Source organism: Thalassospira xiamenensis M-5 = DSM 17429 (assembly GCF_000300235.2).
Classification (GTDB): Bacteria; Pseudomonadota; Alphaproteobacteria; order Rhodospirillales; family Thalassospiraceae; genus Thalassospira; species Thalassospira xiamenensis.
Map to the genome: position 1 here is coordinate 1,489,691 of NZ_CP004388.1, position 25,229 is coordinate 1,514,919.

Consider the following 25,229-nt stretch of genomic DNA (forward strand, 5'->3'; position numbering starts at 1 on the left):
GGATGGAATGTTCAGTTTTTGGATGGGAAGAAAATTTGCAAATAGCATTGCTTCATATTTGGATATAAACGCCTCGCTTCTGAGTTCTGCATTGTTAGAAGTAGGAATAACTTGGTATCAGCTGAAGTTAATGAAAAAGTCTGGAATGACTATCCGCGAGGCAGCGGAGAAGCTTCTTCCTGCTATTACTTCCGGAATTGACGTGATCGAAAGGAAGTTTGGACAGCAGGGGCTAATTGTTGATGCCAGAAAAAAGCTTAACGATTTTGAAGTTCTTATTTCTAAGGGAGAGATGCGAGAAAATACGCAAAATCGTTACGTTCTTAGATTTTATGTTGAAGATGATTTCCAGAGAATCAGAGGTAAACCAGTTTTGACCCAGTTGGGTGATGATATCTTTGGAGATGATTTGCAGGCATTAACTTTGTTTGCAACTCCCCCCTTTGATTTTAAGGGGAAGCGTATTTGTCAAATTCGAGAGATTGAGAGTAATCAAATAGTTTTCTCTACTCCGAATGAATAAAAATTTTATTCGATCAGGATGGCGCGGAAGTCGTTTACGTTGGTAAGCGTCGGGCCGGTGATCAGGAGATCGTCGATTTTGGCGAATGCGCTATAGGCGTCGTTATTGGCCAGATATTCCCGCAGATCGATCCCGGCCGAAATTGCCTTTTGCCAGCTTGTCGGGTCGATGATGGCACCGGCGTTATCTTCGCTGCCATCAATGCCGTCGGTATCGATGGCAAGCGCGCTGAACCCGGCGTGGTCGCGGAACTGTATCAGGAGGGAGAGCAGAAATTCGCTGTTGCGGCCACCACGCCCCCCCTTGGCGCGGACCGTGACGGTTGTTTCACCGCCTGATAGCAACACACAGGGCTTGGCGGCGGGTTGGCCGTGATTGGCGACCTGATGGGCGATCCCGGCATGGACGATGGCGACCTCGCGCGCTTCGCCTTCGATGGCGTCGCCCAGAATGACCGGATTGATGCCAAGGTCGCGGGCGACTTTGGCCGCGGCCTCCAGACTGTCCTGCGGGCGTGACAGCATGATCACTTCATGCCCGTCAAAGCATTTGTCGCCCGGTTTGACGGTTTCATGGATGTCGTTGTTTAAAAGTTCGGTCGCGGCAAGCGGGATTTCGATCCGGTAACGGCGGATGATATCAAGCGCGTCCTGCCCGGTTGTCGGATCGGCAACCGTGGGGCCCGATGCAATGATCGCCGGATCGTCGCCCGGCACATCGGACACCAGATAGGTGACCATGCGCGCGGGGGCACAGGCGGCGGCCAGCCTGCCGCCCTTGATCGCAGACAGATGTTTGCGCACACAGTTCATTTCGGAAATGGTTGCACCACTATGAAGCAGGGCCTTGCTGATCGACTGTTTGTCTTCGAGTGTCAGACCCGGACCGGGCAGGGCCAGCAGGGCCGATCCGCCGCCGGAAATCATGCAGACCACCAGATCATCGGGACCGGCCGATTTGACGATATCAAGAATACGCTGGGCAGCCTTTTGCCCGGCGGCATCGGGGACCGGGTGGGAGGCTTCGACAATTTCGATTTTCTCGCACGGGACGGCATGACCATAGCGGGTGACGACCAGACCGGTCATATCGCCATCCCATGCCTGCTCGAAAGCGCGCGCCATATTGGCCGATGCCTTGCCCGCACCGATGACGATGGTTTTGCCCTTGGGCTTTGTCGGCAGGTTGCGCGGAATCTGGACCGCAGGATCGGCGGCCTTAAGGGCGGCATCCATCAACTGCAAAAGCGTGTCGCGCGAGGGTGTCATGTCTGGTTTCCCTGATTGGTCGTATTTTTATCGTTCTTATGATTTTATTTGCGGCTCAGTTCGGTTTGTTCACCGCGGCCAGTTTGAAATATTCGATGACCGCCTGCAAATGTTCCGACATGGCTTTTTCCGAGGCGTCCGGGTCACGGGCGGCGATGGCTTCGACAATCGCATAATGATGTTCCTGCACCATCCGGTCAAAGGATGGGCCGGACAGATTGTTAAAGCGGATTTCGGTCAGGGCGGCCTGCAGGACATCGTGAAGCATTTTCATGACGTGATAATAGATGATCGATCCGCTGGCGCGGCCGATCATCATATGCAGGCGATGGTCGTCATCGGCACGGTATTTGGGCGCGCGACGCGGATCGTGGGCCTGCCGGTAGGCGATGCGCAGCAGTTCGATATCCTCGTCACTGGCATTGATGGCGGCCCGCCGTGCCGCCCACGTTTCCAGCGTGCAGCGGATTTCCTGAAGGTCGCGCAGATTGTTAAGCGAGTCCCGGACAAGATCGGTCATCGCTGTGTCCATTTCGACCCCGGTGGATGACAGGACTTCGGTGCCGCCGCCCTGAACCGCGCGCAGGTAACCACGGGTTTTAAGCTTTTGCAGGGCCGCACGGACCGAAACGCGGCTGACTTTCATGTCCTCGGCCAACTGTCGTTCACCCGGCAGGCGATCACCGGGCAGGAACATGCCCGCAGTGATCATGTCGAGAAGCTTGTCGGCAACCTGATCGGCAATCCTTTTGGGCCGGTTGGCATCAACCGTGTCGGAAGATTGTGCAGGTTTGACAGGCGGCATGTTTTGAACACTCCAGCAGCGACCGAGACCAGCCGACAATGCGTTTCGTTTTATTGGTCATACCACTTTACGGGATGTTTGGCGTTGCTGCAAAGTGTCCGTTGAACTGTTGTAAAGGGGGCGTGCGGGCGCGCTTGTCAGTCCTGCAATAAATTGATAGTTCAACAGGGTCCGATGTGCCGGTCCGTGCCGGTTTTGGACCCGAAAATTTTCAAGCTGCCCCAATTTCAGGAGAATTCGCGTGAGCCACCATACCGGGTCGCTGCTGGGTCATGATGATCCAGCACCGTTTGAGGTTTTGAACGAGAACGGCAAGGGGCATTCGCTTTTTGTCTGTGACCATGCTTCGCGCGAAATCCCCAAAAGCCTTGGTACGCTGGGCCTGCCGGAAGAAGAACGCAAACGCCATATCGGGTGGGATATCGGGGCACGCAAGGTGACCGAAATTCTGGTGGAGCGGTTTGATTGCCCGGCGGTTCTGGGCGGGTTTTCGCGGCTGGTGATCGATTGCAACCGGCAGCTTTGGGACCCGACCGGGATGCCCGAAATCGCCGATCAGACGGTGGTGCCGGGCAATAAAAACGTTTCCCCTTCTGATCATATGAAACGCATCCGCGAGATTTTCCTGCCCTATCACGGGGCGATTGAAGAACGGATTGCCAATTTCCATGCCCATAAAATCGTCCCGGCCCTGATCGCCATTCATAGCTTTACCCCCGTGTTCCAAGGGTTTGAACGCCCGTGGGAGATCGGCGTGCTTTGGGATCAGGATGGTCGTATTCCGGTGCCGTTGCTGGCAAAGCTTCGCGAACAGAATCCCGATCTGACGATTGGTGATAACGAACCCTATTCCGGGCAGCATATGGCCGATTACACCATTGATCATCACGGCGAGGCCGGTGGGTTGCCCTGTGTGTCGATTGAAATCCGCCAGGATCTGATTGATACTGATGCGGGATGTGAGAAGTGGGCCAAAATCCTTGGCGATGCCTTTGTCGACATCCTGGCCGACCCGAACCTTTATAAAATCAGGAGAGACTGATTTGACGGTGTCCCATTCGCGCGAACCGGGCTTTTCCATCGGGATCGAGGAAGAATTCTGGCTGGTGGACCGCGAAAGTCGCGATCTGGCGACGGACCCGGCAGCGGATTTTCTGAAAGACTGCAAGGCCGAACTGGGCGATCAGGTATCAAGCGAGTTCATGCGATGCCAGGTCGAAACCGGCACCAAGGTTTGCAACAGTGCGGCCGAGGCGCGTGACCAGTTAACGCATATGCGCAGCACGGTTGCCGATATTGCCGCACGTTATGACATGGCATTGCTGGCGGCATCGACCCATCCGTTTGCGCAATGGGACAGCCAGAAACACACCGAGGGCGAACGTTACAGCACGATTGCGCGCGACCTTCGCACGGTTGTCGACCGGCTTCTGATTTGCGGGATGCATGTGCATGTCGGGATCGAGGATGATGATCTGCGGATCGAACTGATGGCGCAGGCGAGCTATTTTCTGCCGCATCTTCTGGCACTCACGACCAGTTCGCCATTCTGGCGGGGGCGTGATACCGGGCTTCAGACCTTCCGTCTTTCGGTATTTGATAATTTGCCGCGTACCGGATTGCCCGAAGTGTTCGGATCGTGGGCGGAATATCGCCGCCATGTCGATATGCTGATCCAGGCCGGGGTGATCGAGGATGGCACCAAGCTTTGGTGGGATTTGCGCCCCAGTGATCGTTGGCCGACGCTTGAAATGCGGATTGCCGATGTCTGTACCGATCTGGAAGATGCGATCTGTGTGGCGTCGATCACGCGATGCCTTATGCGGATGCTGTATCGCCTGCGGCGCAATAACCAGCGGTGGCGGATTTATTCGAACATGCTGGTGCGTGAAAACCGTTGGCGGGCGTGCCGGTATGGCAGCGACGCCGGGGACAAGACCGGCCTGATTGATTTTGGCCGGGCGGAGATCGTGCCCTATGCCGATCTGCTTGAGGAAATCATCGAACTGATCCGCCCGGATGCCGAACATTTTGGCTGTGTCGCCGAGGTCGAGCATGCGCGCACCATTATTGCACGCGGCACAAGCGCACGCCGCCAGCGCGAGATTTATACCGATGCGGTGGAAAAGGGGGCAAGCCCGCGCGATGCGTTGCTTGCGGTGGCCGATCACCTGATTGCACATACGGTGCCCGGCGAAAAATCGGCGGTCTGACAGCCGTTTGGAAGCCGTTTGGAAGTTGCGGGGTTAACGGGTCTTGTCATGGCAAAGCGCATTGAGTATCGTCGCGCCGCATTAAAATTCAGCGCACCGGTTTCCGCTGCGCAATCATGATCGGAGAATATCAGGAATGACCGAAGTCGGTGGAATCGCAGCCGATCAGCTTGCGAGCTATGTCGAACGTATCGAACGCCTTGAAGAAGAAAAGGCCAACCTGATGGCCGATATCAAGGAAGTTTACGGTGAAGCCAAGGCGCTTGGTTATGACGTGAAAATCCTGCGCCAGATTATCCGTCTGCGCAAAATGGAAGACCACGAACGCACCGAACAGGAAGAAATCCTTGAGGTTTACAAACGTGCGCTTGGCATGAGCTGATCAGCTTTGTCAGGAGTGTCGCGCCAAGTTGCAAAGCCCGCTTTCGAGCGGGCTTTGGTTTTTGTATCCTGTGGCGATGAATGACCGGACCCGCCCCAAAATCACCAATGAAGTCACAGAAGGCGTTTGCCGTCTTTTGTATCATCATCGCATGGCCTGCCTGACCGAGATCAGGCTTGGTAACGGACGCAGGCTTGATGTGCTCGCCCTTGGGGAGAAGGGCGATCTTTGGGCGGTCGAGGTCAAATCGTCGGTCGAGGATTTTCGCGTTGATCAGAAGTGGGAAAGCTATCTTGATTATTGCGACCGGTTTTTCTTTGCCGTGCCGATGGAATTTTCGCGCGACCTGATCCCGGTTGATGTCGGATTGATCGTTGCCGACAGGTTTGAAGCAGCCATTGTGCGCGCGGCACCTGAGCCGGACCGGAAACTGTCAGCAGCGCGCAGAAAGAAATTACTGATTTCATTCGGAAGGACGGCAGCAGGCCGGATGACTCCGGAAGCGGATAGTGAAATCTTTGTTCTGTAAGTTATGGAAAACTAAATTAGAGAATAGTATAAATCTGTGAATGTATAAGTCTTTGCTATGTAATACTTATACGATACCCCGATAGGAAACGGATACCTTAGGGTAGTACTTCTTGTCTCATTTTTGAACTAATATCCTAACAAACATGTCACTTGGTTGCGCTAGTGGTCGCTGACTACACTCTGCCGCGCGGTCAGGTGATAGAAGAAAATATCCCTGGAAACGATCAAGATCGGTTCATGCCGCGGAAACCTGTATGACGGGGTGCATTTTTGCGCGCCTGTCGGATCGTGGGGGTACGATGGCGGGGATGGGACGTGCTGCGAGAGCGGTAGCAGGCCACAGGCTTGTATCGGGGGACGGCATCGGGACGCGGGGGCGTCATATCCGATATGCGGGTCCGAACTTTATCCGGTGCGGAACTGCGCACCTGCTTGTGGCCATCCACGCCCGGCATGTCTTCAGATTTTCAATAAAAACAAACGGTCGGCATTTGCCGCGCACGTATTTCGCAGCCTGCGAAATGGTGCGGGCGGATGATCGCTGTGTCGCCAATGACGTGGTTAAGGGACATCGCAAAAACAAGGGTGACGCCATAGTCACCACCTTCCGGGAAACTGTTGGGGCAGTTGCCTGATATCCTTGTAGTTACAATTGGTTAGAACGTTACAGAATGAAAACTTTCGTCAATCTGAATATCGGTACCAAGTTGGCGGTTCTGCCGCTGATCGGGGTTATCGCCATTGCCATTGTGGGCGTCATCGGGGGACGCGCGATTGTATCACTTAGCAACGGTCTGGAATTTGCCGTTTCGGAGGCCTATCCGGAGGTCCGCGACATCAGCAATATCGACCGCAATGTCACCAAGGTTCATCAGACGGTCTATCGTCTGCTGTCATGGTCGGCCGCAGGCGTTGACGAAGACCGCATGAGCAGCGTGAATGCGGAATTGCAGTCGCAGATTACGGCGGCCCGCGATGCGTTTACCCAGATGCTGGGTGATCGGAACATGCAGGGGCCGGAACGCGAAATCGCGGAAGGCGCGGCCAAGCTTTACGAGGATTACCTTGCCAAGATCGACCAGGTTCTGGGGATGCTTGATATCGAGTATACCGGGGCGCTGAGTTTTTCGTGGTCGGCACAGTCGGATTACGAAAGCCTGATGGCAACCTTGGCCGAGCTTCGTGAAACGGCGGAAAGCCGCATGGATGTTGCCAGTTCGGATGCGATGGCAGCCGGCATGGCAGCCCAGAATCAGACAATCATTGCATCGGTTGTCGCCGTCCTTGCGATGGTGCTGATCAGTTTTGCCATCACACGCGTGATTGGTGTGCCTGTCAAGCGGTTGACGGCGGTGATGCGCGAACTTGCCGATGGTCGGGCGGATATCGATGTGCCCTTTACCGGGCGGACCGATGAAATGGGCAGCATGGCAGGGGCGGTTGAAGTGTTCCGCCAGAATGCCGAAAGTTTGCAGGAAGCCGAGCGCAAACGCATAGAGGACGAAGCCAAGGCGGCCGAGGAAAAACGCCGGATCATGCAGGAACTTGCCGCCGAGATCGAAACATCGGTCAAGGGTACGGCAACCGCAGTCAGTGCTGCGATCGAGGAAATCGGTGCATCGGCCAGTGCGATGCTGACCAATGCCGAACGCACCGATCAGCAAAGCGAGAATGCCTATGATGCGTCGGGCAAATCCAGCCGCAATATGGGCGAGATTTCAGAGGCCGCCAACAGCCTTGCGGCCGCCATTTCCCAGATCAGCAACGAAATCCAGGAAAGCAGCCGACGCGCACAGGCCGCAAGCGAGCAGGCACTGGATGCGGATGCCAAAATCCGCAAGCTTGAAGAAGCCAGTGTCCGGATCGAGGATGTTGCGGCATTGATCGGCAATATTGCCGAACAGACCAACCTTTTAGCGCTTAACGCGACGATTGAATCGGCCCGTGCCGGGGATGCCGGAAAGGGCTTTGCGGTTGTCGCCAACGAGGTCAAGAACCTTGCCAGCCAGACGGCACGTTCGACCGAGGAGATTGCAACGGAAATCGCCAATGTCCGCACGGAAACCGTTCTTGCGGTCGAGGCGATCCAGACGATTGTTGCCAGTGTCAATGACGTCAACGCTATCCTCAAAGCCATCGCCGATGCGGTGCTGGAGCAGGGGACGGCCACCGGCCAGATCAGCAACAGCATTTCGGAAGCCGCCGGGTATGCCGAAACCGTATCAGGCGGGATTGGCGATGTGCGTGAAATTGCCCGTGCCACACGCGATTCAGCGGATTCCGTCGGGCAGGCAACCGGCGAGCTTGGCCGCCAGATGACCGGTTTGAGTTCATCTGTGGACGGGCTTGTCGCCCGTTTGCGGGCGGTCTGATCCATTTTCCATTTTACTTCCAACAGGTTCATCAAAGGGGATTACCTGATGACAACATTTATGCGTCTTTTTGTTTCTGCCATGACCGCACTTTGCCTGACCACCGGCCTTGCACAGGCCCAGGACAAGGCGGCAACCGCACAGGAACTGGTCGATAAGGCCATCGCACTTTACGATCAGGTCGGACAGGACAAGTCCTTTGCCACCTTCAACGACAAGGACGGTGAATATGTTTTTGACGAATTTTATGTGATTGTCGCCGATGGTGAAAAGGGCACGTTCCTGACGCATGCGATCAATCCGAAGCTGATCAACAATCCGAAAATCTGGGATCTTCAGGATGTGAACAGCAATTTCATCATTCGCGACATGGTGGAAACCGGCAAGACGAACCCGGATGGCGGCTGGTCCAACTATACCTGGACCCACCCGGAAACCAAGAAACTTGCCGAAAAGAAAACCTGGGTAAAACCCCATGACGGCAAAATCTTTATGGTCGGTTATTACGAATAACGGATTGCCGAATCGTGGAATTACAGAAGGTCGCCCAAGTGGCGGCCTTCTTTATTTATGAGATTGGCGATCATGGAAGTATATTTCTGCCTGTGACGACCATCACATCAATAGTGAAATAAAAGTTACGAAGCATTTTACTGGTATAGGCATTTGCGATTTCACACTATTCGATAGTCTATATTTGTTCCAAACTTTCATAAGATTGATGTCGAATGGTAAATTATCTTAAATATTGAATAGGTTATAATCGTTCTTAGCTTCATAGGCCCGCGCAAGACGGGCCGATATCTCCTGGGTGGAAGCGCTGGCAACTGCGGCGTTATTCCAACGCAGCGTTCGGGTGTTCAGCCGTTTAACGGCAAATGAGTGGGAGATAGCTGTGAGAAAAGTCAAACGGGCAATCTTTTTGTCCGGCGGTGGACCTGCCGTCGGGCTCAGTATCGGGGTTCTGAAACGACTTCAGCAGGAACCCGATATCACGTTCGATATCTGGTCTTCTGCCTGCATCGGTGCGTGGTTATCTGTGGCCTGGCATCAGGCGGACGAGGGACAGGAACTTGATCAGACCATCGGGTTTTTCCGCAAGATATTCCGCCCGGCAAGCGTTTATGACCGCTTTCCGATTGCATCGGCCTTTGCGCCGGATTTCTTTTCCGATTTCGCCAACCGGCTTTCCTATTTCTTTAACCCGGACAGTTATCAGGGGCTGATCGTGCCAGAAGCGATGGCCGAAGCCGCCGAGCATGTCCGCCATTTCATGGGCAATCCGAAATACTGGACGCCCCATAACCTTAACGATGTGCTGTTGAATGGTATTCTGGCGGTCAATCCGCTGTCGCGCTTTATGGTGGGCGCGATGTACCAGACCAAAACCAAGGGATTGGCGAAAATCTATTCGCCAGACAGCATGTTCCTGGATCGGCTTGATTTTGACCGGTTGTATCAGCCCGATAAACCAGCCCTTTTCCATAATGCCTATAACCTGACACAGCAGCGGCTGGAGCTGTTCACCAACAAGCCGGACCATTACAATCTGCCGCAAATGAATGCGCAGACGCTGTGTGCCTGTTCGGCCCTGCCGTTTATCGAGGAACCGGTTGAAATAAACGGCGATACCTATTGCGAGGGGGCGACGGTTGATACGGTCAATTTCTTTGATTTCCTGCATCATCATCCCGATGTCGAGGAAGTCTGGGTCAGCCGTATTCTGGACCTTAAGCAGGTGCGTCAGCCGGAAAACCTTTATGACGCGCTGAATAACCTGATCATGCTGTTTGCCGCATCGGCAAGCGAGGATGCCGTCAAGGCCTTCAAGCGTGAAGTCGCCGAAAGCGGGCGGAAGATCGACATCATCGAAATCCCGGTTTCACCCCATATCAATTACGACTGGACGTGGGAGAACCTTGATCGCGGGATTGACGATGGCTATCAGGCGACCGATGACATGATTGCAAGTTACCGCAGCCGGCAGCTTCGCGAACATCCGGTGCGTGATCTGCGCCGTCGCGCGGCACGGGTTCTGCCCGATCTGCATTTCCCGTTTGGCGGGCCACGGCCAAGACTGGCGTAAGTAACATCATCAAACAAAGGGGCCGCTGATCTGATCATGCGGCCCCTTTGATTTTGGAAGGCCGATTATTCGGCGGCTTTCAGATGTTCCGGCGGGTTGCGGAACTGTTCAAGCAGTTCGGCCTTGCGGGTTTTGACCTTGTCGATATTGCGATCCTTTATATGGCCGTAACCACGGATCTGTTCGGGCAGGGCCAGAAGGGCGTTGGCAATGCGGGCATTGTCATGGTTAAGACCGTTGATGACCTCGTCCACCAGTGCCTCGTAATCGGCAATCAATTGACGTTCCATTTTGCGTTCATGGGTACGACCGAACGGGTCGATTGCCGTGCCGCGCAGGAATTTGAATTTGGCAAGAATGCCAAAGGCGCTCATCATCCAGGGGCCAAAGGCCTGCTTTTTCAGATGGCCGGTTTCCGGGTCCTTGTCGGCGAATGCCGGTGGGGCGAGATGGAAACGTATTTTGTAATCGCCGGTGAAGTTTTTGGCGAGTTTGGCCCTGAAAGCCGGATCGGTATAAAGGCGGGCGACTTCATATTCGTCCTTATAGGCGAGCAGTTTGAAGTAATATTTCGCCACCGTCCGGGCCAGATCATCGCCATCATCAAGGCGTTTTTCAGCCGCCGCAACCCTGTCGACCAGTGCGACAAACCGGTTGGCATAGGTCGCGTTCTGATAATCGGTCAGGAAGGCCTTGCGTTTGGCAACCATGTCGGAAAGCGTGGTGGCAATCGGATGTGCCTCTGCCTCGTTCGGGCCGATGACATCAAGCACGCGTTTCGGATCATGGGCAAACAGGCGGCCCCAATAGAAGGACTGCTTGTTCATATCAATCGCGACACCGTTAAGGTCTATGGCCTGCATCAGGGCTTCTTCGGTGATCGGGATCAGGCCGCGCTGCCACGCGACACCGAGCATGAACAGGTTGGTGGCAATCGAATTGCCCATCAGGCGGGTAGCGATATCGCTGCCTTCGACGAAGTTCACCGCATCAGCACCGCACGCATCGGAAATGACCTTCATATGCTCGTTCGATTTCAACTGGAAATCGGGGTTGCGGGTGAAGGCACCGGTGACGGTTTCGTGGGTGTTGATCACTGCCTGGGTAAAGTTGCGACGCATCTTGGCAAGGCCTTCGAAGCTTGCCGCGACCAGAAGATCACACCCCAGCACCACATTGGCTTCGCCCGCCGGGATGCGTGCGGCATGGAGTTTTTCCTGCGTATCGGCAAAGCGGATATGGCTTACGACGGCACCGCCTTTTTGCGCCAACCCCGCCATATCAAGGCCGACAATACCCTTGCCCTCGATATGGGCGGCCATGCCAAGCAACGCACCGATGGTGACGACACCCGTGCCGCCAACACCCGTGATCAGAACCGACCATGGATCGGTGATATCGGGCAGGGTCGGGCGCGGCAGGCTGGCGAATACAGCATCGCCCGCATTACCGCTTTTGGCGGCGGCTTCGGGTTTGCGCAAAGCGCCACCTTCGATGGTGACAAAGCTTGGGCAGAAGCCGTTCAGGCAGGAGAAATCCTTGTTACAGGCGGATTGGTCAATGGCGCGTTTGCGGCCAAATTCGGTTTCGACCGGAACAACCGCAAGACAGTTGGATTTTTCACCGCAATCGCCGCAGCCCTCGCACACCAGATCGTTGATGAAGACCCGTTTGGGCGGATCGACCATCAGTTTGCGTTTGCGGCGGCGGCGTTTTTCGGCCGCACAGGTCTGATCAAAGATCAGGATGGTGACACCTTCGATTTCGCGCAGTTCTTTCTGGGTATTGTCCAGTTCGTCGCGGTGGCGGATATCAACACCATCGGCGAAATGCGACGGAACCGGGTATTTATCGGGCTCGTCGGAAAGAACGATGATGCGTTTCACGCCTTCATCGGCCATCTGGCGGGTGATTTGCGGCACGGTCAGCGGGCCGTCAACCGGCTGGCCGCCGGTCATGGCGACCGCATCGTTAAACAGGATTTTATAGGTGATGTTGACACCGGCCGCGACGGCGGCACGTACCGCAAGCGACCCGGAATGGTAATAGGTGCCATCGCCCAGATTCTGGAAGACGTGCTTGGTATTGGTAAAGGGGGCCTGCCCGATCCAGGTGACACCTTCGCCGCCCATATGGGTAAAGGTTTCGGTCGAACGGTCCATCCAGTTGACCATGTAATGGCACCCGATCCCGGCCATGGCACGGCTGCCTTCGGGGACCTTGGTCGAGCTGTTATGCGGGCAACCCGGGCAGAACCACGGAATGCGCGCGACATCCGGGCGCGGTTCGGCGATTTCGCGTTCTTTTTGTTCCAGCCAGTCGATGCGTTCGTGGATTTTCGGACTGTCATAGAAACGCTTGATGCGCTGTGCGAGGACAACCGCAATGCGCGCCGGGGTCAGTTCATCCATCGAGGGCAGAATCCATTCGCCCTTTTCATCGAATTTGCCGATCACGGTCGGGCGGACATCTTCGCGCCAGTTATAAAGCTGTTCCTTGACCTGATTTTCCATCACCGCGCGTTTTTCTTCGACGACGATGATTTCCTCAAGGCCCATGGCAAATTCGCGCACATCGTCGCGGTTGAGCGGCCAGCTCATGCCGACTTTCAGCACGCGAATGCCGATTTTTGCGGCATCGGCTTCGGATATGCCAAGGTCATCGAATGCCTGCATGACATCAAGATAGGCCTTGCCGGTCGTGATGATGCCAAGCCGTGCATTCGGGCTGTCGATGACGGTTTTGTTCAGCTTGTTGGCGCGCGCATAGGCAAGGGCGGCATAGAGTTTATATTTCATCAGGCGGTGTTCCTGATCCTTTGGCGTGTCGGGCCAACGGATATGAAGCCCGCCTTCGGGCATGTCGAAATTATCGGGGATGATCGGCGTGATGCGATCCGGCGCGACATCGACCGCGGCCGAACTTTCAACCGTTTCGGCGATGGTTTTCATCGCGACCCAGCAACCGGAATAGCGGCTCATGGCCCAGCCGTGAATACCGAAATCAAGGATATCCTGCACGCCAGACGGGTTCAGAACCGGGATTTGCGCATCGATAAAGGCGTATTCGGTCTGATGGGGCAGGGTGGATGATTTGCAGGAATGGTCATCACCGGCCAGAACCAGAACACCGCCATGTTTGGATGTACCGGCATAATTGGCATGTTTGAAAACATCGCCCGACCGGTCAACGCCCGGCCCCTTGCCGTACCACATGCCAAAGACGCCATCATATTTGGCGTCCTTGTACATATTGACCTGCTGGCTGCCCCAGACGACGGTGGCGGCGAGGTCTTCGTTTACGCCAGCCTGAAATTCGATCTGCTGTCTGGTCAGGAATTTTTTGGCGCGCCAAAGCTGCTGATCAAGGCCCCCCAGTGGTGACCCGCGATAACCGGAAATACATCCGGCAGTGTTCAGTCCTGCGCGCGCGTCAAGCTGGCGCTGCATCAGGGGCAATCGAACCAACGCCTGGATACCGGTCAAATAGACCCGGCCTTCTTCAAGCGTATATTTGTCATCAAGGCTAATTGCCGCCAATTGTGCCATGACCAGTCTCCCTCGGGATCTCTCTCTGATTGCGGGGTCGTGCGGGCCAGTTGCGCTGCTTTTATTGATATAAGTTTACGCGCAGCTTTTTGGTATGGCCCGTAAAATTCTCTTTTGCGTCATTGGCGTTCCGGCTTTGGCGTTTGGTCGGGACGGATCGCTGTCTGACGGAATAATGGTAATGAATGCTGACCTTTTTTCAAATCAACTCGCATTGCAATGTGCAAAACGCCTGATTGCACTGGTTGACGTTGGGTTAACTTGATATTTACTTATTCCGGTACCGATTTGCGCGCAATTTTATTGCGAACATGCTGCGACGCGAAATTTCGGCTGTGGCCGAGTCCGGGCTCGGCAATCTGAAAACAGGGTGTTAGTCTCGTGTCGGGTTTGGGTGCTTTAGGGGTTTGACCCTGAGAGCAGGAGCATGAAATGGATCAACGTGTATCGCTGATTACACTTGGCGTGGCCGACCTTGACCGGTCGCGGCGTTTTTACGAGGACGGACTTGGTTGGAAAGTCAGCGAGATGGTCGAGGGACAGGTGGTTTTCTATCAATTGTCCAACGGGCTGGCACTTGGCCTGTTTGGCCGTGAAGATTTGATCAAGGACGGGCAGTTTGAGGATGATACCGGTGCCCGTTTTGCCGGTCTGACGATTGCCTATAACACCCGTGACGAGGCCGAAGTTGATGCGGTGATGGCAGAGGCAAAGAAAGCCGGTGCGGTCATTCAGAAACCGGCGGAAAAGGTGTTCTGGGGCGGGTATTCGGGATATTTCCGCGATCCCGACGGCCATGCCTGGGAAGTGGCGTATAACCCGTTCTGGGAACTGGATGCCAAGGGTAATCTGACGATCCCGAAGCCGGATTGATTTTAACTGCGGCACTAAAAAAGGCCCTGCCGGTTATCCGCAGGGCCTCAGACCGCTGACAAACCCCGTCATATTTTGGCGGGGTTTTTCTTTTAGAGGTGTTTGAAAGCTGGCTTGAGTGTGCCGAGGGGATTATCCCTCAGCGATTGGCCCCTTGGGGCCCAAAGCCAGGGCTATTTTCTTGATGTTTTGGGCGGCGGCGGCCAGCAGACATTGGCATTTGACATTGATCAGTCCCCGGAACCTTGCATATCGATTACCGTGAAGCTGTTTGGCATCTGCAAAAGAGCGTTCGACCGTCTCTTTTCGGCGCTTGTAAACCCGCTTGCCCCACTCTGTCAGACGATAGGCGTCAGCCCGGTCTCTGGCGTCTTGCCAGACATGGCGCGTGACAGTTTTTCGGTGGTGGGCATTGGCGGTACAGGAAGCCAGCACAGGACAGGTGCGGCATTTTTCCGGGTCGCTGTGATAATGGCGGTATCCATTTCGGTCGGTTGTCGCATAAGACAGAAGCTGACCTTCGGGGCAGCGATAAGCATCACGTTCAGGGTCATAAACGTATTTGCGTTTGGGGATGTAGCCTTCCCGAAGGTTCGGGCGGCGATAACCCGTCACGCCAAGGATGTCGCGATCTTCAAGGCCTTTGGCAATCGCGGCGGTCGCATAGCCCGCATCCAGTCCGACGGCGATAACATCAAGGTCAAAACGCTGCCTTTGTCGGTCAAGACGGTCGAGATAGGGAATACTGTCATGCAGATTGGCCGGGGTGGCGTAACTGTCGGTAATGATCCCAAGCTTGCCATCGACCGTGCGGTGATCGAGATAGAAAAAGCCCTTGGGCTTGCCGTCGCGCACCATATATCCGCTGTCGGGATCGGTTCGGCTGATCTTGGTTTCTTTCTCAACCGGCTGGCGTTCCTTGGCTTTGAGCGGCTTTTTCGCATGAGCCGCCCGGTCTTCCTCAATCGCCAGATCCAGATCATCCCAATAGGCCGCGCGCGATTTGGCAACCACTTCGCGGTCCCATTTGTTCTTGTTGGCATCGGCCTTCAAATGCGTGCTGTCGGTATAGAGAACCTTACCATCCACCAGCCCGTGCCTGATCGCCTGCTCGACGATCTCGTCAAAAATATCCTGCGCAACACTGGCATCATGATATCGACGCCGCCGGTTCTGCGACAGGGTCGAGGCATCAAAGACCTTGTCGGTCAGCTTGAGTTGCAAAAACCAGCGATAGGCGACATTGACCTCAATCTCGCGCACAAGCTGGCGCTCCGAGCGCACGCCAAACAGATAGCCAATGAACAGCGCCTTAAACATCATCACCGGATCAAGGGCGGGACGGCCATTGTTCGCGCAGTACAAATCGGCCACGCGCGCATGGATAAAACTGAAATCGATCACGGCATCGATCTTACGAAGCAAATGATCGCTGGGGACCAAACTGTCGAGTGTCACCATCTCAAGTTCGGTTTGATGTGGGCTGGGTTTCTTAAGCATTCCCCATTGAATCAAAAATCCCCGCCAATGGCGAGGACTTTGTCAGCAGTCTGAGGCCCTGCCGGTTATCCGCAGGGCCTTTTGTATTTAACTGGCTTTATCTTTGCGCAGATGGGGCAGGAAATAGATCAGCCCACCGGCCAGCAATCCCCAGAACGCCCCGGCAACCCCGAAAAAGGATAGACCGGCGGCGGTGACAAGGAAGGTTACGGCGGCGGCTTCGCGGGCGTCATCATCCTTGAACGCGGCAACCACAGACCCGGAAAATGCCCCGATCAGGGCGAGGCCTGCGACCGCTTCGATCAGGATCGAGGGGGCGAGACTGACAAAGGCGGTGACAAGCCCGGCCAGCAATCCGAACAGGATGTAAAACACCCCGCCAAAGGCCGCCGCCCAATACCGTTTTTTCGGATCTGGATGGGCGTCTTCGCCCGCACACAGGGCGGCGATGATCGCGGCAAGGTTGACGGCGTGCCCGCCAAAGGGGGCGGCCAGCAACGAGAAAAAGCCGGTGGTGGCAAAAAGCGGACCGGGCGGGGTATCGTAGTTATTGGCGCGCAAAACTGCCGTGCCGGGAATGTTTTGTGATGCCATGGTGACGATAAACAAAGGCAGGGCAATGCCGACCAGACCGGCCAATGTGAATTCCGGTATGACGAATTCGACCGGCGGCACGATGGCACCGCCAAGACTGCCAAGCGTGTTTTCGGGGAAGTCCACGCCGACCACCATGACAATGATGAAGGCCAGCAAGGCGGCAGGCACGGCAAACAGGCGATTGATCCGCCCGACCACCAGCCAGGCAATGACAATCGGCAGGCCCAGAAGCGGATTGAACGCAACCGCCTTGATCGGTGCCAGACACAGGCCCAGCAAAACACCGGCCAGCATGGCATTGGCAAGCGGGGCGGGAATGGCGGCAACCGCACGGCCCAACGGCTTCCAGATGCCGCAGATGATGATCAGAACTGCGCAGATGATAAATGCCCCGACGGCCACGGCAAAACCACCGTCAATCGCGCCCGATGTTGCCAGCAATGCCGCACCGGGGGTGGACCATGCGATGCTGATCGGCATGCGGGTGCGCAGTGACAGATAGATCGAACACAGCCCCATCGCGACCGATAGCGCCATCAGGCCCGATGCTGCCTGATCGGGCGTTGCACCAACGGCACCAAGCCCCTGAAGGACGACAGCAAAGGAACTGGCCGAGCCGACAAAGGCGGCAAGAATGCCCATGAACAGATTTTGGGGCGAGATATCGCGCAGCATGGTGGCTCCGTCAAACAGGTAAAACGGATGGATGGGAAATGCGGTGGCAGAGCGGGTGAATTTAGTGGGATCGTGCGATACAGACCAGAAAAAAAGAAAGCCCCACAGGCCTTTGCCGGGGGCTTCTTTTGTCGACGGTTATTCGGGGCAGGTGGTCACAGCATATCGCGCTTGGTGTGCGGGTTTGCCACCTCGTGGGTGCCGATCAGTTTGGCCTGATGGCGGGCAAGGATATCTTTGGCGCGGTTTTCCGTTGTGTCGTCGGGTGTCTGAACCCATAGCAACAACCCGTTGTCATCAAGCTCGTCCTGCAATTCGCCGGAATATTTTTTGCCGATCATGGCGGCGACCACACCGCCCGCCGCAGCACCGATGCCACCGGCACCGACGATGGCGGCAATGGTTGGTGCAATCGGGCCACCCGCGGCGATCATGACGCCTGCGGCACCAAAGGCGGCGGCATACATGGGGGCACCGACCAAGACGCCCTCCGCATTGCCAATCGGGGTGGGGGCGGTATAGGCAAGCGGGGGCATGTCGGGATCGTTATCGATATCTTCGACCTTGCGATAGATATGGCCGAGTTTGTCTTCGATGGTGCGTTCGGTCGCAAGCAGGCTTAAAGCGTTTTGTGTTTAATCTGCTCCATTATGTTTGTTTTTGGCGTGCTGTTTGGCAAGGCACAGCGTGCAGAGCGATGCGGCGCATCGGTCAAACGGTGTAACGCCGCGAAACGCCGCCAAAAACAAACCCTTTGGGCCGGGATAACCTTCCGCCCCACAGCGTCAAGACCCTAGAACGTAGCCCCGGCTACGTCCTGCGGCTCTTTCCTCGTTGGACAGAAGGTTCTCTCCGGCAAAATGGTGCAGATTAAACACAAAACGCTTTAGGTCGGAATGTTTGAAACCGGCTTCTTCCAGATCCTCTGCGGTTTTTTGCAGGGCCGGAAGGTCATGAAAAACGCCAACGGTTTCGTTTCGGGTCCTGAGGATGGACATTGTGGCCTCCTTTTACTGAAAGGCTCCCTGTCTAAGCAACGTGCCGATGCGCCGATTGGTTCCGCAAATTTTTCAATATGTTGGAATGATGCCAAAACAAAAACGGCACCCGCATGGGGTGCCGTTGGTGATCTTTATGGTGCCGGTCTTACCGTTCGGTAATCTTGAATTCGATACGGCGGTTGCGGCGATAGGCGATTTCGTCGTCGCGGTTATCAAGCGGCTGATATTCGCCAAAGCCCGCAGCAACCAACCGGTTTGGCGGCACACCGCGTTCGATCAGGAATTTGACCACCGAAATGGCACGCGCCGCCGACAGTTCCCAGTTTGACGCGAATTTCAGGTTACGGATCGGAACTTTATCCGTGTGACCATCAACGCGCATGACCCAATCGATATCGTCGGGGATTTCGGCCGAAATGGTTTTCAGGGTATCGCCAAGTTTTGCCAGTTGTTCCTGACCGTCTTCGCCCAGATCGGCGGAGCCGGATGTGAACAGGACTTCGGACTGGAAGACAAAGCGGTCACCCACCACGCGGATATCCTGACGGTCGCCCAGAACTTCGCGCAGGCGGCCAAAGAATTCCGAACGATAACGCTGCAATTCGGCGACCTTGGTGGCAAGGGCGGCATTCAGGCGCTGCCCGAGATTGACGATCTGGGCCTGGGCTTCTTCGTTCTCGCGCTCGGACGCTTCGAGGGCGGCTTCGATGCGGGCAAGCTGCTGACGCAGGGCCAGCATTTGCTGGTTCAGGGCGGCGACCTGTGCCTGTGCCTCGGTGCTGAGCTTTTTCTCGTCTTCGAGTTCGGCCGCGCGCGAGGCCAGCAGGGCGGAAAGTTCGTCGATGCGGGTTTCCTGATCGGCAAGCTGTTCGTCGGCTTTTTCGCGTGCGGTGCTGAGCTCGGCCTCTTTTTCCTCAAGATTGGCAAGCGCTGCCAGAAGTTTCTTTTCCATCTCGTCAGCGGACAGTTCGGCGGCGGAAAGCTGGCTTGCGAGGGCGGCGGCACGGTCGCGCAAATCGTCGCGCTGGTCGCTGGTGTTGGAAAGCTCGGTCGTGAGCTGTGTCAGTTCGAGTTCCATGCGCTGATTGTTGGTGCGTTCGAGCGACAAAAGATTGGTTAGCTCGTTCACCTGTGCGGTCAGGTCATTCAATGCCTGATCACGTCCCGAAAGGGCAGCACCCAGATAGACCTGGGCGACGACGAAAATCATCAGCAGGAAAATGATCACCATCAACAGGGTGGCCAAGGCATCAACAAAGCCAGGCCAGGTGTTGACGTCGCGATTTCGGCGGCGTGACAACCCGGTCATGCGATCAGCCCTCCTCGGCGATCGCGGCGATGGTGCGGGCCAGAAGCTTGATCTCGCTTCTGATTTCCTGGGTCGATTGCTGACGGCCCATGGTCAGTTCCTCGCCAACGCGGGCAAGGGTGTTATCGAGGGAACGGATATGGGCGCGTGTGTTGTCATCGATGCCGAAGCTGCCGATTTTCATGGAATCGGAAAGCTGATCAAGCACGGGTTTCAGATGCATCTGGTTTTCCGCCAGCTTGACCATAAGCTGCTGTTCGGCCTTCATCTGATCGGTCAGGGTCGAAAGTTTGTCGGCCAGATCGATCAGGGTGTTATGTGACTTGATCTGTGAGCTTTCGGACCGCTGGATCGAGTTTTGCAACCCTTCCATATTATCGGCCATCTGTTCGATCAGGGCCGAAAGATAGGCCGGAACCGACTGTTCCCCGTCCGAAACCGGACCGCCCGAAGACAGGCGGGTAAAGCCCGAAAGCCATTCTTCAAGTTCGTTAAAGAAGCGGTTCTGGGCTTGGCCGGCCTGCATGTCGATCAGACCAAGGGCGAGCGAACCGGCCAGACCGAAGAGCGAGGACGAGAACGCCGTTCCCATGCCGCCAAGCGGCTCGGCAAGGCCCTGTTTCAGTTCGTTGAACCACAGATCGATATTCTGGCCCGAACCAACATTGACATCACCGATGACATTGGCAACCGAGTTGACGGTCTGAAGCAGGCCCCAGAAGGTGCCAAGCAGGCCAAGGAAGACCAGAAGGCCGACAACATAGCGCGACAGTTCGCGGCTTTCATCCAGACGCGAACGGATCGAGTCCAGAATGGTGCGGGTCGCCATGGTCGAAAGTTGCGGACGGTCGCGGCGCTGTTCGGCCATCATGCGTGCCATTGGCAACAGCAGTTTTGGCGGAACCTGCGATGTCAGGCCCGGACGGTTGCGACGGAAATCTTCGATCCAGGTGACTTCGGCCGACAGGCCAGCAACCATGCGGAAGGTATAGATCACACCGACAACAAACACGCCAAGGATCAGTCCGTTCAGAACGGCGTTGGCCATGAACGCATCGGAAAGTGCCGGAAACAGCAAGGCACCGACGGCGGCGATAATGGCGATGAAAATCCCCATCCGCGTCAGGTAGCTTCCCGGTTTGGTCACGACAGGAAGGGTTGCCATGCCGTTGGCCGAATTATTGCTCATGACGGATCAATCCTAGCGTTGAACGGTTTTGATATCGACACGATCAGCCGGACCGGACGGCACATTGGCGCCCAGCGCACGGACATCGATGCGCGTGGACCGCACACCTTTGTCGATCAGGTAGGAACGGACCTGCAGGGCACGCGAAAGCGACAGACGGCGTGCCTTGCTGGCGTTGTTGGAATCACCTTCGGCATAGGCCTGAAGCTGGATACGCATGTTTTCATCGCTGCCCATGTTCTTGACGATGCTGTCAAGCTGGGCGCGGGCGGCGTTGTTCAGCTCGAAACTGCCGGAACCGAAGGCAAGGCTGTATTCACCGGCACCAGATGGTGCGGATGCAACCGGGTCCTTGGCCGCAGGCGGAACAGCCGCAGTTTCCGCGGCCGGTTTCGGTGCGGGTGCAGGTTCAGGTGTGCTCGGCGCGGTTGCAACCGGTGCCGGTGCAGCGGGTGCCGACGGTTGGCTGTCGGAACGCTGTTCCAGCATTTCCTGCGGCGAGGTCGTGGTGTCAGGTGCCGGGCTTGGGGCGTCTGGCACGTTTGATTTGTTCGGTACAACCGGCTCAGGTGCGGGCGGCGGTGGTGCCTGTTTGGTGTCCTCGGCCGGAAGCGGCGGGGCTTTGGGTGGTTCGACCTCGGCCGGTTTTGTTTCGACTTTCGGGGCCGGTTCGGCCTTGGGGGCCTCGGCCATTTCCGCAGCTGGCGCGGGGGCCGGTTTTGGGGCCGGGGTCGGTTTGCTTAGCGGGACCGGTGCGCTGCCGCTGGCTGCCTGTGCGGCGGCCGGGCTGGCCGGTTTGGCGCGCGGTGCGGCGGTGGGTTCGGGCCGGTTAAGGGCGATCACCTGATTTGCGCCATCATCGTAGGACGGGCTGGTGGTGACACCGGGAACGCCGTAAAACTGCGATTGTGTCGGAACGTCGTTGCTGCCCGAACCGTCGATGACAACGGTTTCAAATCCGTCGCCATAGGTTGCTCCACCGGTATCCTGCGCAAAGCGGTCGGCGGCAAGGAATTCTGAATGCGGGCGGGTTTCAGGATAGATCAGGTCGCTGCCGGCAATCGAAATATGGTCACGCGGAACCGAGGGTGAAAGATAGTTCGGTACGGTCGGTTGTCCGCCAAACCCGTCGGCAACATCCCAGTTTACCTGTACGTTGCTGTCAACGGATACGGGGGTGTATTGCTGTGCGGATGCGCCGCCACTGACAACCACGTTACCGCCCAGTGCGGCCATGAATGCCAGCACCGAAATCTTGGAATACCCCATCATCAAATCGCAGGCCCCTTGTTACCCTGTGTTTGAACACGTTTTTTTATAACGCACAGTTTTGTGTCGATCTTTTGGCACATCGTTTTGTTTGGCGTGCCACCCCGGTCTGCTCACGCGGATAAATCCATGATCAGACGGCAAGTACCATAGCTTAGAGCTTGATGATGAACAACCGCTTTGACCGGCACATGCACGTGAATGCAAAAAGGGCATCCGTGCGAAAGCAGGGATGCCCTTTCAAAAAACGGTAATAAAAGCTGATACTTATTCGGTAACGGCTTTTTTAAGCGTCTTGGCCAGCACGGGCTGGATATAGTCGTTGGCGGCAACGACGCTGCCGGTGCCAAGCATGTTGGTGCCACCTTTGGCATCGCGGACATAGCCGCCTGCTTCGGTGATCATCAGAAGGCCTGCGGCGATATCCCACGCGTTAAGATGAGATTCCCAGTAACCGTCAAAGCGACCGGCGGCGACATAGGCCAGATCAAGCGATGCGGCACCCATGCGGCGCACACCGGCACAACGATCCATGACCGAATGCAGCTGCTTTTCAAACGCGGCGTGATCGCCATGCCCGATATGGGGAACGCCACATGCCAGAACGCATTCGTTCAGACGACGGCGGCCCGAAACACGCAGGCGACGGTTATCAAGATAGGCGCCAACGCCTTTTTCGGCCCAGAAGAATTCATCCTTGGCGACATCGTAGATGATGCCAGCGATGATTTCGTCACCCTTTTGCAGGGCCACGGAAATCGCAAAATGCGGAATGCCGTGCAGGAAGTTGGTGGTGCCATCAAGCGGATCGATGATCCAGCGGTGCTCCGGATCGGAGCCCTTGATTTCGCCGCCTTCTTCCATAAGGAAACCATAGCCCGGACGGGAACGTTCAAGTTCTTCGCGCAGACGTTTTTCGGCACGGTGATCGGCCGCAGAGACGAAATCTGCCGGGCCCTTCATCGATACCTGAAGGTTTTCGACTTCACCGAAGTCGCGTTTAAGTCCATAGGCCGCCTTTTCGACGGCCTTGAACATGACATTGATATTAGCTGAACGACGGGCGGCGCCACGCACGGCTCATCTCCCGGTGTTTGAAAGTAAAAAAGGAAGGCCCAAGGACGAATGTCCTTAGTCTTTTGCACGTTCGAGATAGGTGCATTCGGTCGTGTTCACGACAACGCGCGTACCCGATTCAATATGCGGCGGAACGAGAATGCGAACGCCATTATCAAGAACGGCCGGCTTGAAGGAAGAAGACTGGGTCTGCCCTTTGACAACCGCGTCGGCTTCGACGATCTGGCAGACAACATGTTCGGGCAGGGTCACGGCAAGCGGTTCGCCTTCAAAGGATTCGATGGTGACAACCATCCCGTCCTTAAGGAAAACAGCAGGCTCGCCGATCAGGTCGGAATTGACTGTGATCTGTTCGAAAGTTTCGCTGTCCATGAAGGTGATCATGTCACCATCGGCAAACAGATAGGTATATTCATTCTGTTCCAGACGAACACGTTCGACGGTTTCCGACGCACGGAAACGTTCGTTCAGCTTGGTGCCGGTACGAATGTCTTTGAGTTCAACCTGGTTAAACGCACCGCCTTTACCCGGCTTCACAGCCTGGCATTTTACCGCACGCCACAGGGCACCTTTATGTTCGATAAGGTTACCCGGACGGATTTCGTTGCCGTTGATTTTCATGGCACCAACCGTTCTTTCAGATCACAGATTCACGATGTAAGCGGGACACCCGTCCCATTAAAGTCGGGCTTAACTACCAGTTTGGCGAATTTGCTGCAAGCAGATTGATCAGGGTTTGCGTGCATGGCAAACCGTCATTCGCGCATGGCTGGCGCCAAATCCCTGCGGTAAAAAGGGGATAAACCGGGCTGGATTTCAGTCCGAAGCTGCGGCAATCGCGGCCTTTATTGCCTTCGCCCCGGCCTCGGCGCCGTCCGGATGGTTCCAGACTCCGCCCGTGACGGCAATGAAATCGGCACCGGCTTCGACAATCGGGCCAAGGTTATCGGCCGTGATGCCGCCAATCGCGACACAGGGCACCGTGGTAAAGGTCGTCCAGATTTCGATGATTTCGGGGGTGACGCTGGTTTTGGCTTCTTTGGTCTGGGTCGGATAGAACGCGCCAAACGCCACGTAATCAGCCCCTTTTTCGCCAAGCTCCATGGCGCGATGGCGGCTGTCATAGCAGGACACGCCGACAATGTGTTCTTCGCCCATGATGGCACGCGCTTCGTCGTAGCTGGCGTCTTCTTCGCCGACATGCACACCGTCAGCGCCCGATTTTTTGGCAATATCAGGGCGGTCATTGAGGATCAAGGGAATGTCGCGGTCCGCACACAGCGGCAGGATCGCATCAATTGCCTTGCGGATTTCATCATCGGAAACGTCTTTGAGACGCAGCTGCAAACAATCAATCGCACCGGTATCAAGCACGGATTTCAGGCGGTCCGGAAATACGGCCAGATCGATTTTGGGGGGTGTCAGAAGATAAAGGCCGGTTTGGTCGTCTGCGTTCACAATGGTCATTCCTGATCAAAAACTGCGTATCATGTAACGTTTCATCACCCTTTTGGCAATCACCCAGCCAAAAACGCCGCAAGCCGACGGTCAAGTTCCGCATCGGGCAGATGATCGTCACCGGTTTCGTAAATCCGGTCCGGGTCGGGCAGGGTGGTGCGTATCTGGCATCCTGATTTCGAGCCGAGATTTTCAAGCCGGGTTTTCAAGTCATCGGGCAGATCGTCATCAAGCAGGACCGCATCAATTCCGGCCTCCATCGCGGCCAAGGCCGATGCGCGACGTCCGCGACAATCAAGGATGCCGTGGATGAGGGCATCGGGAAAGTCGGTTCGTAATCTGGCGATCAGGGTGGCAAACCATTGTGCACCAAGCGACGCCCCTGCATTTTCCGGCGACAGCAGATTGATCCGCGCACGCCCTGCAACGCGGCAGGCCGATTGCCCGCCTGCCATGCCATGAATGCGAATGAAAAGGTTTGTGGTGTCTTTCATCGGGGCAAAATATCACCGGGTCGGGATTTGCCAAACAGAAAGGGCGACCCGAAGGCCGC

23 protein-coding genes are annotated in these 25,229 nt (G+C 56.0%); 10 read left to right on the forward strand and 13 right to left on the reverse strand.

Going from position 1 to position 25,229, the window contains the following annotated elements; genetic code table 11:
• The first annotated feature begins 7 nt into the window (after positions 1 to 7).
• Positions 8 to 523, forward strand: coding sequence for a hypothetical protein (locus TH3_RS07015; RefSeq protein ID WP_007090945.1), 516 nt, complete (start codon positions 8 to 10; stop codon positions 521 to 523).
• A 5-nt stretch (positions 524 to 528) separates the two neighbouring features.
• Here the strand turns inward: TH3_RS07015 and TH3_RS07020 are convergent, their stop codons facing one another.
• Together TH3_RS07020 and TH3_RS07025 are read right to left on the reverse strand one after the other, a co-directional pair.
• Positions 529 to 1,791, reverse strand: coding sequence for a glycerate kinase type-2 family protein (locus tag TH3_RS07020; protein ID WP_007090946.1), 1,263 nt, complete (start codon positions 1,789 to 1,791; stop codon positions 529 to 531).
• A gap of 55 nt (positions 1,792 to 1,846) precedes the next feature.
• A complete protein-coding gene (locus tag TH3_RS07025) occupies positions 1,847 to 2,596 on the reverse strand; it encodes a FadR/GntR family transcriptional regulator (protein ID WP_007090947.1) in 750 nt (249 codons plus the stop codon).
• A gap of 241 nt (positions 2,597 to 2,837) precedes the next feature.
• Here TH3_RS07025 and TH3_RS07030 point away from each other — a divergent pair, with 241 nt between their 5' ends.
• The 7 genes from TH3_RS07030 (at position 2,838) to TH3_RS07065 (ending at position 10,180) form a co-directional block, all read left to right on the forward strand.
• Positions 2,838 to 3,638 (forward strand): N-formylglutamate amidohydrolase, encoded by an 801-nt coding sequence (locus TH3_RS07030; protein WP_007090948.1) that lies wholly within the window; start codon positions 2,838 to 2,840, stop codon positions 3,636 to 3,638.
• A 1-nt stretch (position 3,639) separates the two neighbouring features.
• Complete coding sequence (locus TH3_RS07035; protein ID WP_007090949.1) at positions 3,640 to 4,809, forward strand: carboxylate-amine ligase; 1,170 nt, start codon at positions 3,640 to 3,642, stop codon at positions 4,807 to 4,809.
• 136 nt (positions 4,810 to 4,945) lie between these two features.
• Positions 4,946 to 5,191, forward strand: coding sequence for a DUF2312 domain-containing protein (locus tag TH3_RS07040; protein WP_007090950.1), 246 nt, complete (start codon positions 4,946 to 4,948; stop codon positions 5,189 to 5,191).
• A gap of 28 nt (positions 5,192 to 5,219) precedes the next feature.
• Positions 5,220 to 5,720 carry an MmcB family DNA repair protein gene (locus TH3_RS07045; RefSeq protein WP_007090951.1) on the forward strand — a complete coding sequence of 167 codons (501 nt, stop codon included), beginning with the start codon at positions 5,220 to 5,222 and terminating at the stop codon, positions 5,718 to 5,720.
• A gap of 673 nt (positions 5,721 to 6,393) precedes the next feature.
• Positions 6,394 to 8,094: a methyl-accepting chemotaxis protein gene (locus tag TH3_RS07055; protein WP_007090953.1), complete on the forward strand. Its 1,701-nt coding sequence runs from the start codon at positions 6,394 to 6,396 to the stop codon at positions 8,092 to 8,094.
• A gap of 48 nt (positions 8,095 to 8,142) precedes the next feature.
• On the forward strand, positions 8,143 to 8,607 hold the full coding sequence (locus TH3_RS07060; protein ID WP_007090954.1) for a cache domain-containing protein: 465 nt from the start codon (positions 8,143 to 8,145) through the stop codon (positions 8,605 to 8,607).
• A 382-nt stretch (positions 8,608 to 8,989) separates the two neighbouring features.
• The gene (locus tag TH3_RS07065) at positions 8,990 to 10,180 is read left to right on the forward strand and encodes a patatin-like phospholipase family protein (RefSeq protein WP_007090955.1); all 1,191 of its coding nucleotides are present in this window, start codon (positions 8,990 to 8,992) and stop codon (positions 10,178 to 10,180) included.
• Between the two features lie 65 nt (positions 10,181 to 10,245).
• On the opposite strand, the gene TH3_RS07070 is transcribed toward TH3_RS07065, so the two are convergent.
• Complete coding sequence (locus tag TH3_RS07070; protein ID WP_007090956.1) at positions 10,246 to 13,728, reverse strand: indolepyruvate ferredoxin oxidoreductase family protein; 3,483 nt, start codon at positions 13,726 to 13,728, stop codon at positions 10,246 to 10,248.
• A gap of 432 nt (positions 13,729 to 14,160) precedes the next feature.
• Here TH3_RS07070 and TH3_RS07075 point away from each other — a divergent pair, with 432 nt between their 5' ends.
• Positions 14,161 to 14,601, forward strand: coding sequence for a VOC family protein (locus TH3_RS07075; protein ID WP_007090957.1), 441 nt, complete (start codon positions 14,161 to 14,163; stop codon positions 14,599 to 14,601).
• Positions 14,602 to 14,733: 132 nt separating this feature from the next.
• On the opposite strand, the gene TH3_RS07080 is transcribed toward TH3_RS07075, so the two are convergent.
• The 3 genes from TH3_RS07080 to TH3_RS07090 form a co-directional block, all read right to left on the reverse strand.
• On the reverse strand, positions 14,734 to 16,101 hold the full coding sequence (locus TH3_RS07080; protein WP_040059708.1) for an IS1182 family transposase: 1,368 nt from the start codon (positions 16,099 to 16,101) through the stop codon (positions 14,734 to 14,736).
• Positions 16,102 to 16,188: 87 nt separating this feature from the next.
• Positions 16,189 to 17,373 (reverse strand): benzoate/H(+) symporter BenE family transporter, encoded by a 1,185-nt coding sequence (locus tag TH3_RS07085; RefSeq protein ID WP_007092451.1) that lies wholly within the window; start codon positions 17,371 to 17,373, stop codon positions 16,189 to 16,191.
• A gap of 155 nt (positions 17,374 to 17,528) precedes the next feature.
• Complete coding sequence (locus TH3_RS07090; RefSeq protein ID WP_007092450.1) at positions 17,529 to 17,909, reverse strand: hypothetical protein; 381 nt, start codon at positions 17,907 to 17,909, stop codon at positions 17,529 to 17,531.
• Between the two features lie 360 nt (positions 17,910 to 18,269).
• On the opposite strand from TH3_RS07090, the gene TH3_RS23195 reads away from it, so the two are divergent.
• Complete coding sequence (locus tag TH3_RS23195) at positions 18,270 to 18,533, forward strand: hypothetical protein (RefSeq protein ID WP_007092449.1); 264 nt, start codon at positions 18,270 to 18,272, stop codon at positions 18,531 to 18,533.
• Here the strand turns inward: TH3_RS23195 and TH3_RS07100 are convergent.
• The 7 genes from TH3_RS07100 to TH3_RS07130 all read right to left on the reverse strand — a co-directional run bounded on the left by TH3_RS07100 (position 18,520) and on the right by TH3_RS07130 (position 25,170).
• Entirely contained in the window at positions 18,520 to 19,683 is a 1,164-nt protein-coding gene (locus TH3_RS07100; protein WP_007092448.1) for a peptidoglycan -binding protein, read from the reverse strand. The genes TH3_RS23195 and TH3_RS07100 overlap by 14 nt on opposite strands.
• Before the next feature lie 4 nt (positions 19,684 to 19,687).
• A complete protein-coding gene (locus TH3_RS07105) occupies positions 19,688 to 20,872 on the reverse strand; it encodes a hypothetical protein (RefSeq protein WP_007092447.1) in 1,185 nt (394 codons plus the stop codon).
• Positions 20,873 to 20,884: 12 nt separating this feature from the next.
• Positions 20,885 to 22,144 (reverse strand): OmpA family protein, encoded by a 1,260-nt coding sequence (locus TH3_RS07110; protein WP_007092446.1) that lies wholly within the window; start codon positions 22,142 to 22,144, stop codon positions 20,885 to 20,887.
• Between the two features lie 264 nt (positions 22,145 to 22,408).
• Positions 22,409 to 23,218, reverse strand: a complete 810-nt coding sequence (locus tag TH3_RS07115; RefSeq protein ID WP_007092445.1) for an inositol monophosphatase family protein — start codon at positions 23,216 to 23,218, stop codon at positions 22,409 to 22,411.
• 54 nt (positions 23,219 to 23,272) lie between these two features.
• Positions 23,273 to 23,839, reverse strand: a complete 567-nt coding sequence (efp, locus tag TH3_RS07120; protein WP_007092444.1) for an elongation factor P — start codon at positions 23,837 to 23,839, stop codon at positions 23,273 to 23,275.
• Positions 23,840 to 24,034: 195 nt separating this feature from the next.
• Positions 24,035 to 24,685 (reverse strand): thiamine phosphate synthase, encoded by a 651-nt coding sequence (thiE, locus tag TH3_RS07125; RefSeq protein ID WP_007092443.1) that lies wholly within the window; start codon positions 24,683 to 24,685, stop codon positions 24,035 to 24,037.
• 50 nt (positions 24,686 to 24,735) lie between these two features.
• Complete coding sequence (locus tag TH3_RS07130; RefSeq protein WP_007092442.1) at positions 24,736 to 25,170, reverse strand: hypothetical protein; 435 nt, start codon at positions 25,168 to 25,170, stop codon at positions 24,736 to 24,738.
• Positions 25,171 to 25,229: the final 59 nt, after the last annotated feature.

Excerpts from the sequence above, each read along its gene's own strand:
- TH3_RS07070 (WP_007090956.1), bottom strand. The coding sequence starts at position 13,728 with ATGGCACAATTGGCGGCAATTAGCCTTGATGACAAATATACGCTTGAA.
- TH3_RS07085 (WP_007092451.1), bottom strand. The coding sequence starts at position 17,373 with ATGCTGCGCGATATCTCGCCCCAAAATCTGTTCATGGGCATTCTTGCC.
- TH3_RS07080 (WP_040059708.1), bottom strand. The coding sequence starts at position 16,101 with ATGCTTAAGAAACCCAGCCCACATCAAACCGAACTTGAGATGGTGACA.
- TH3_RS07020 (WP_007090946.1), bottom strand. The coding sequence starts at position 1,791 with ATGACACCCTCGCGCGACACGCTTTTGCAGTTGATGGATGCCGCCCTT.
- TH3_RS23195 (WP_007092449.1), top strand. The coding sequence starts at position 18,270 with ATGTTTGAAACCGGCTTCTTCCAGATCCTCTGCGGTTTTTTGCAGGGC.
- TH3_RS07060 (WP_007090954.1), top strand. The coding sequence starts at position 8,143 with ATGACAACATTTATGCGTCTTTTTGTTTCTGCCATGACCGCACTTTGC.
- efp (WP_007092444.1), bottom strand. The coding sequence starts at position 23,839 with ATGAAAATCAACGGCAACGAAATCCGTCCGGGTAACCTTATCGAACAT.
- TH3_RS07105 (WP_007092447.1), bottom strand. The coding sequence starts at position 20,872 with ATGAGCAATAATTCGGCCAACGGCATGGCAACCCTTCCTGTCGTGACC.
- TH3_RS07055 (WP_007090953.1), top strand. The coding sequence starts at position 6,394 with ATGAAAACTTTCGTCAATCTGAATATCGGTACCAAGTTGGCGGTTCTG.
- TH3_RS07110 (WP_007092446.1), bottom strand. The coding sequence starts at position 22,144 with ATGATGGGGTATTCCAAGATTTCGGTGCTGGCATTCATGGCCGCACTG.
- TH3_RS07090 (WP_007092450.1), bottom strand. The coding sequence starts at position 17,909 with ATGCCCCCGCTTGCCTATACCGCCCCCACCCCGATTGGCAATGCGGAG.
- TH3_RS07025 (WP_007090947.1), bottom strand. The coding sequence starts at position 2,596 with ATGCCGCCTGTCAAACCTGCACAATCTTCCGACACGGTTGATGCCAAC.
- TH3_RS07100 (WP_007092448.1), bottom strand. The coding sequence starts at position 19,683 with ATGACCGGGTTGTCACGCCGCCGAAATCGCGACGTCAACACCTGGCCT.
- TH3_RS07075 (WP_007090957.1), top strand. The coding sequence starts at position 14,161 with ATGGATCAACGTGTATCGCTGATTACACTTGGCGTGGCCGACCTTGAC.
- TH3_RS07130 (WP_007092442.1), bottom strand. The coding sequence starts at position 25,170 with ATGAAAGACACCACAAACCTTTTCATTCGCATTCATGGCATGGCAGGC.
- thiE (WP_007092443.1), bottom strand. The coding sequence starts at position 24,685 with ATGACCATTGTGAACGCAGACGACCAAACCGGCCTTTATCTTCTGACA.
- TH3_RS07015 (WP_007090945.1), top strand. The coding sequence starts at position 8 with ATGTTCAGTTTTTGGATGGGAAGAAAATTTGCAAATAGCATTGCTTCA.
- TH3_RS07040 (WP_007090950.1), top strand. The coding sequence starts at position 4,946 with ATGACCGAAGTCGGTGGAATCGCAGCCGATCAGCTTGCGAGCTATGTC.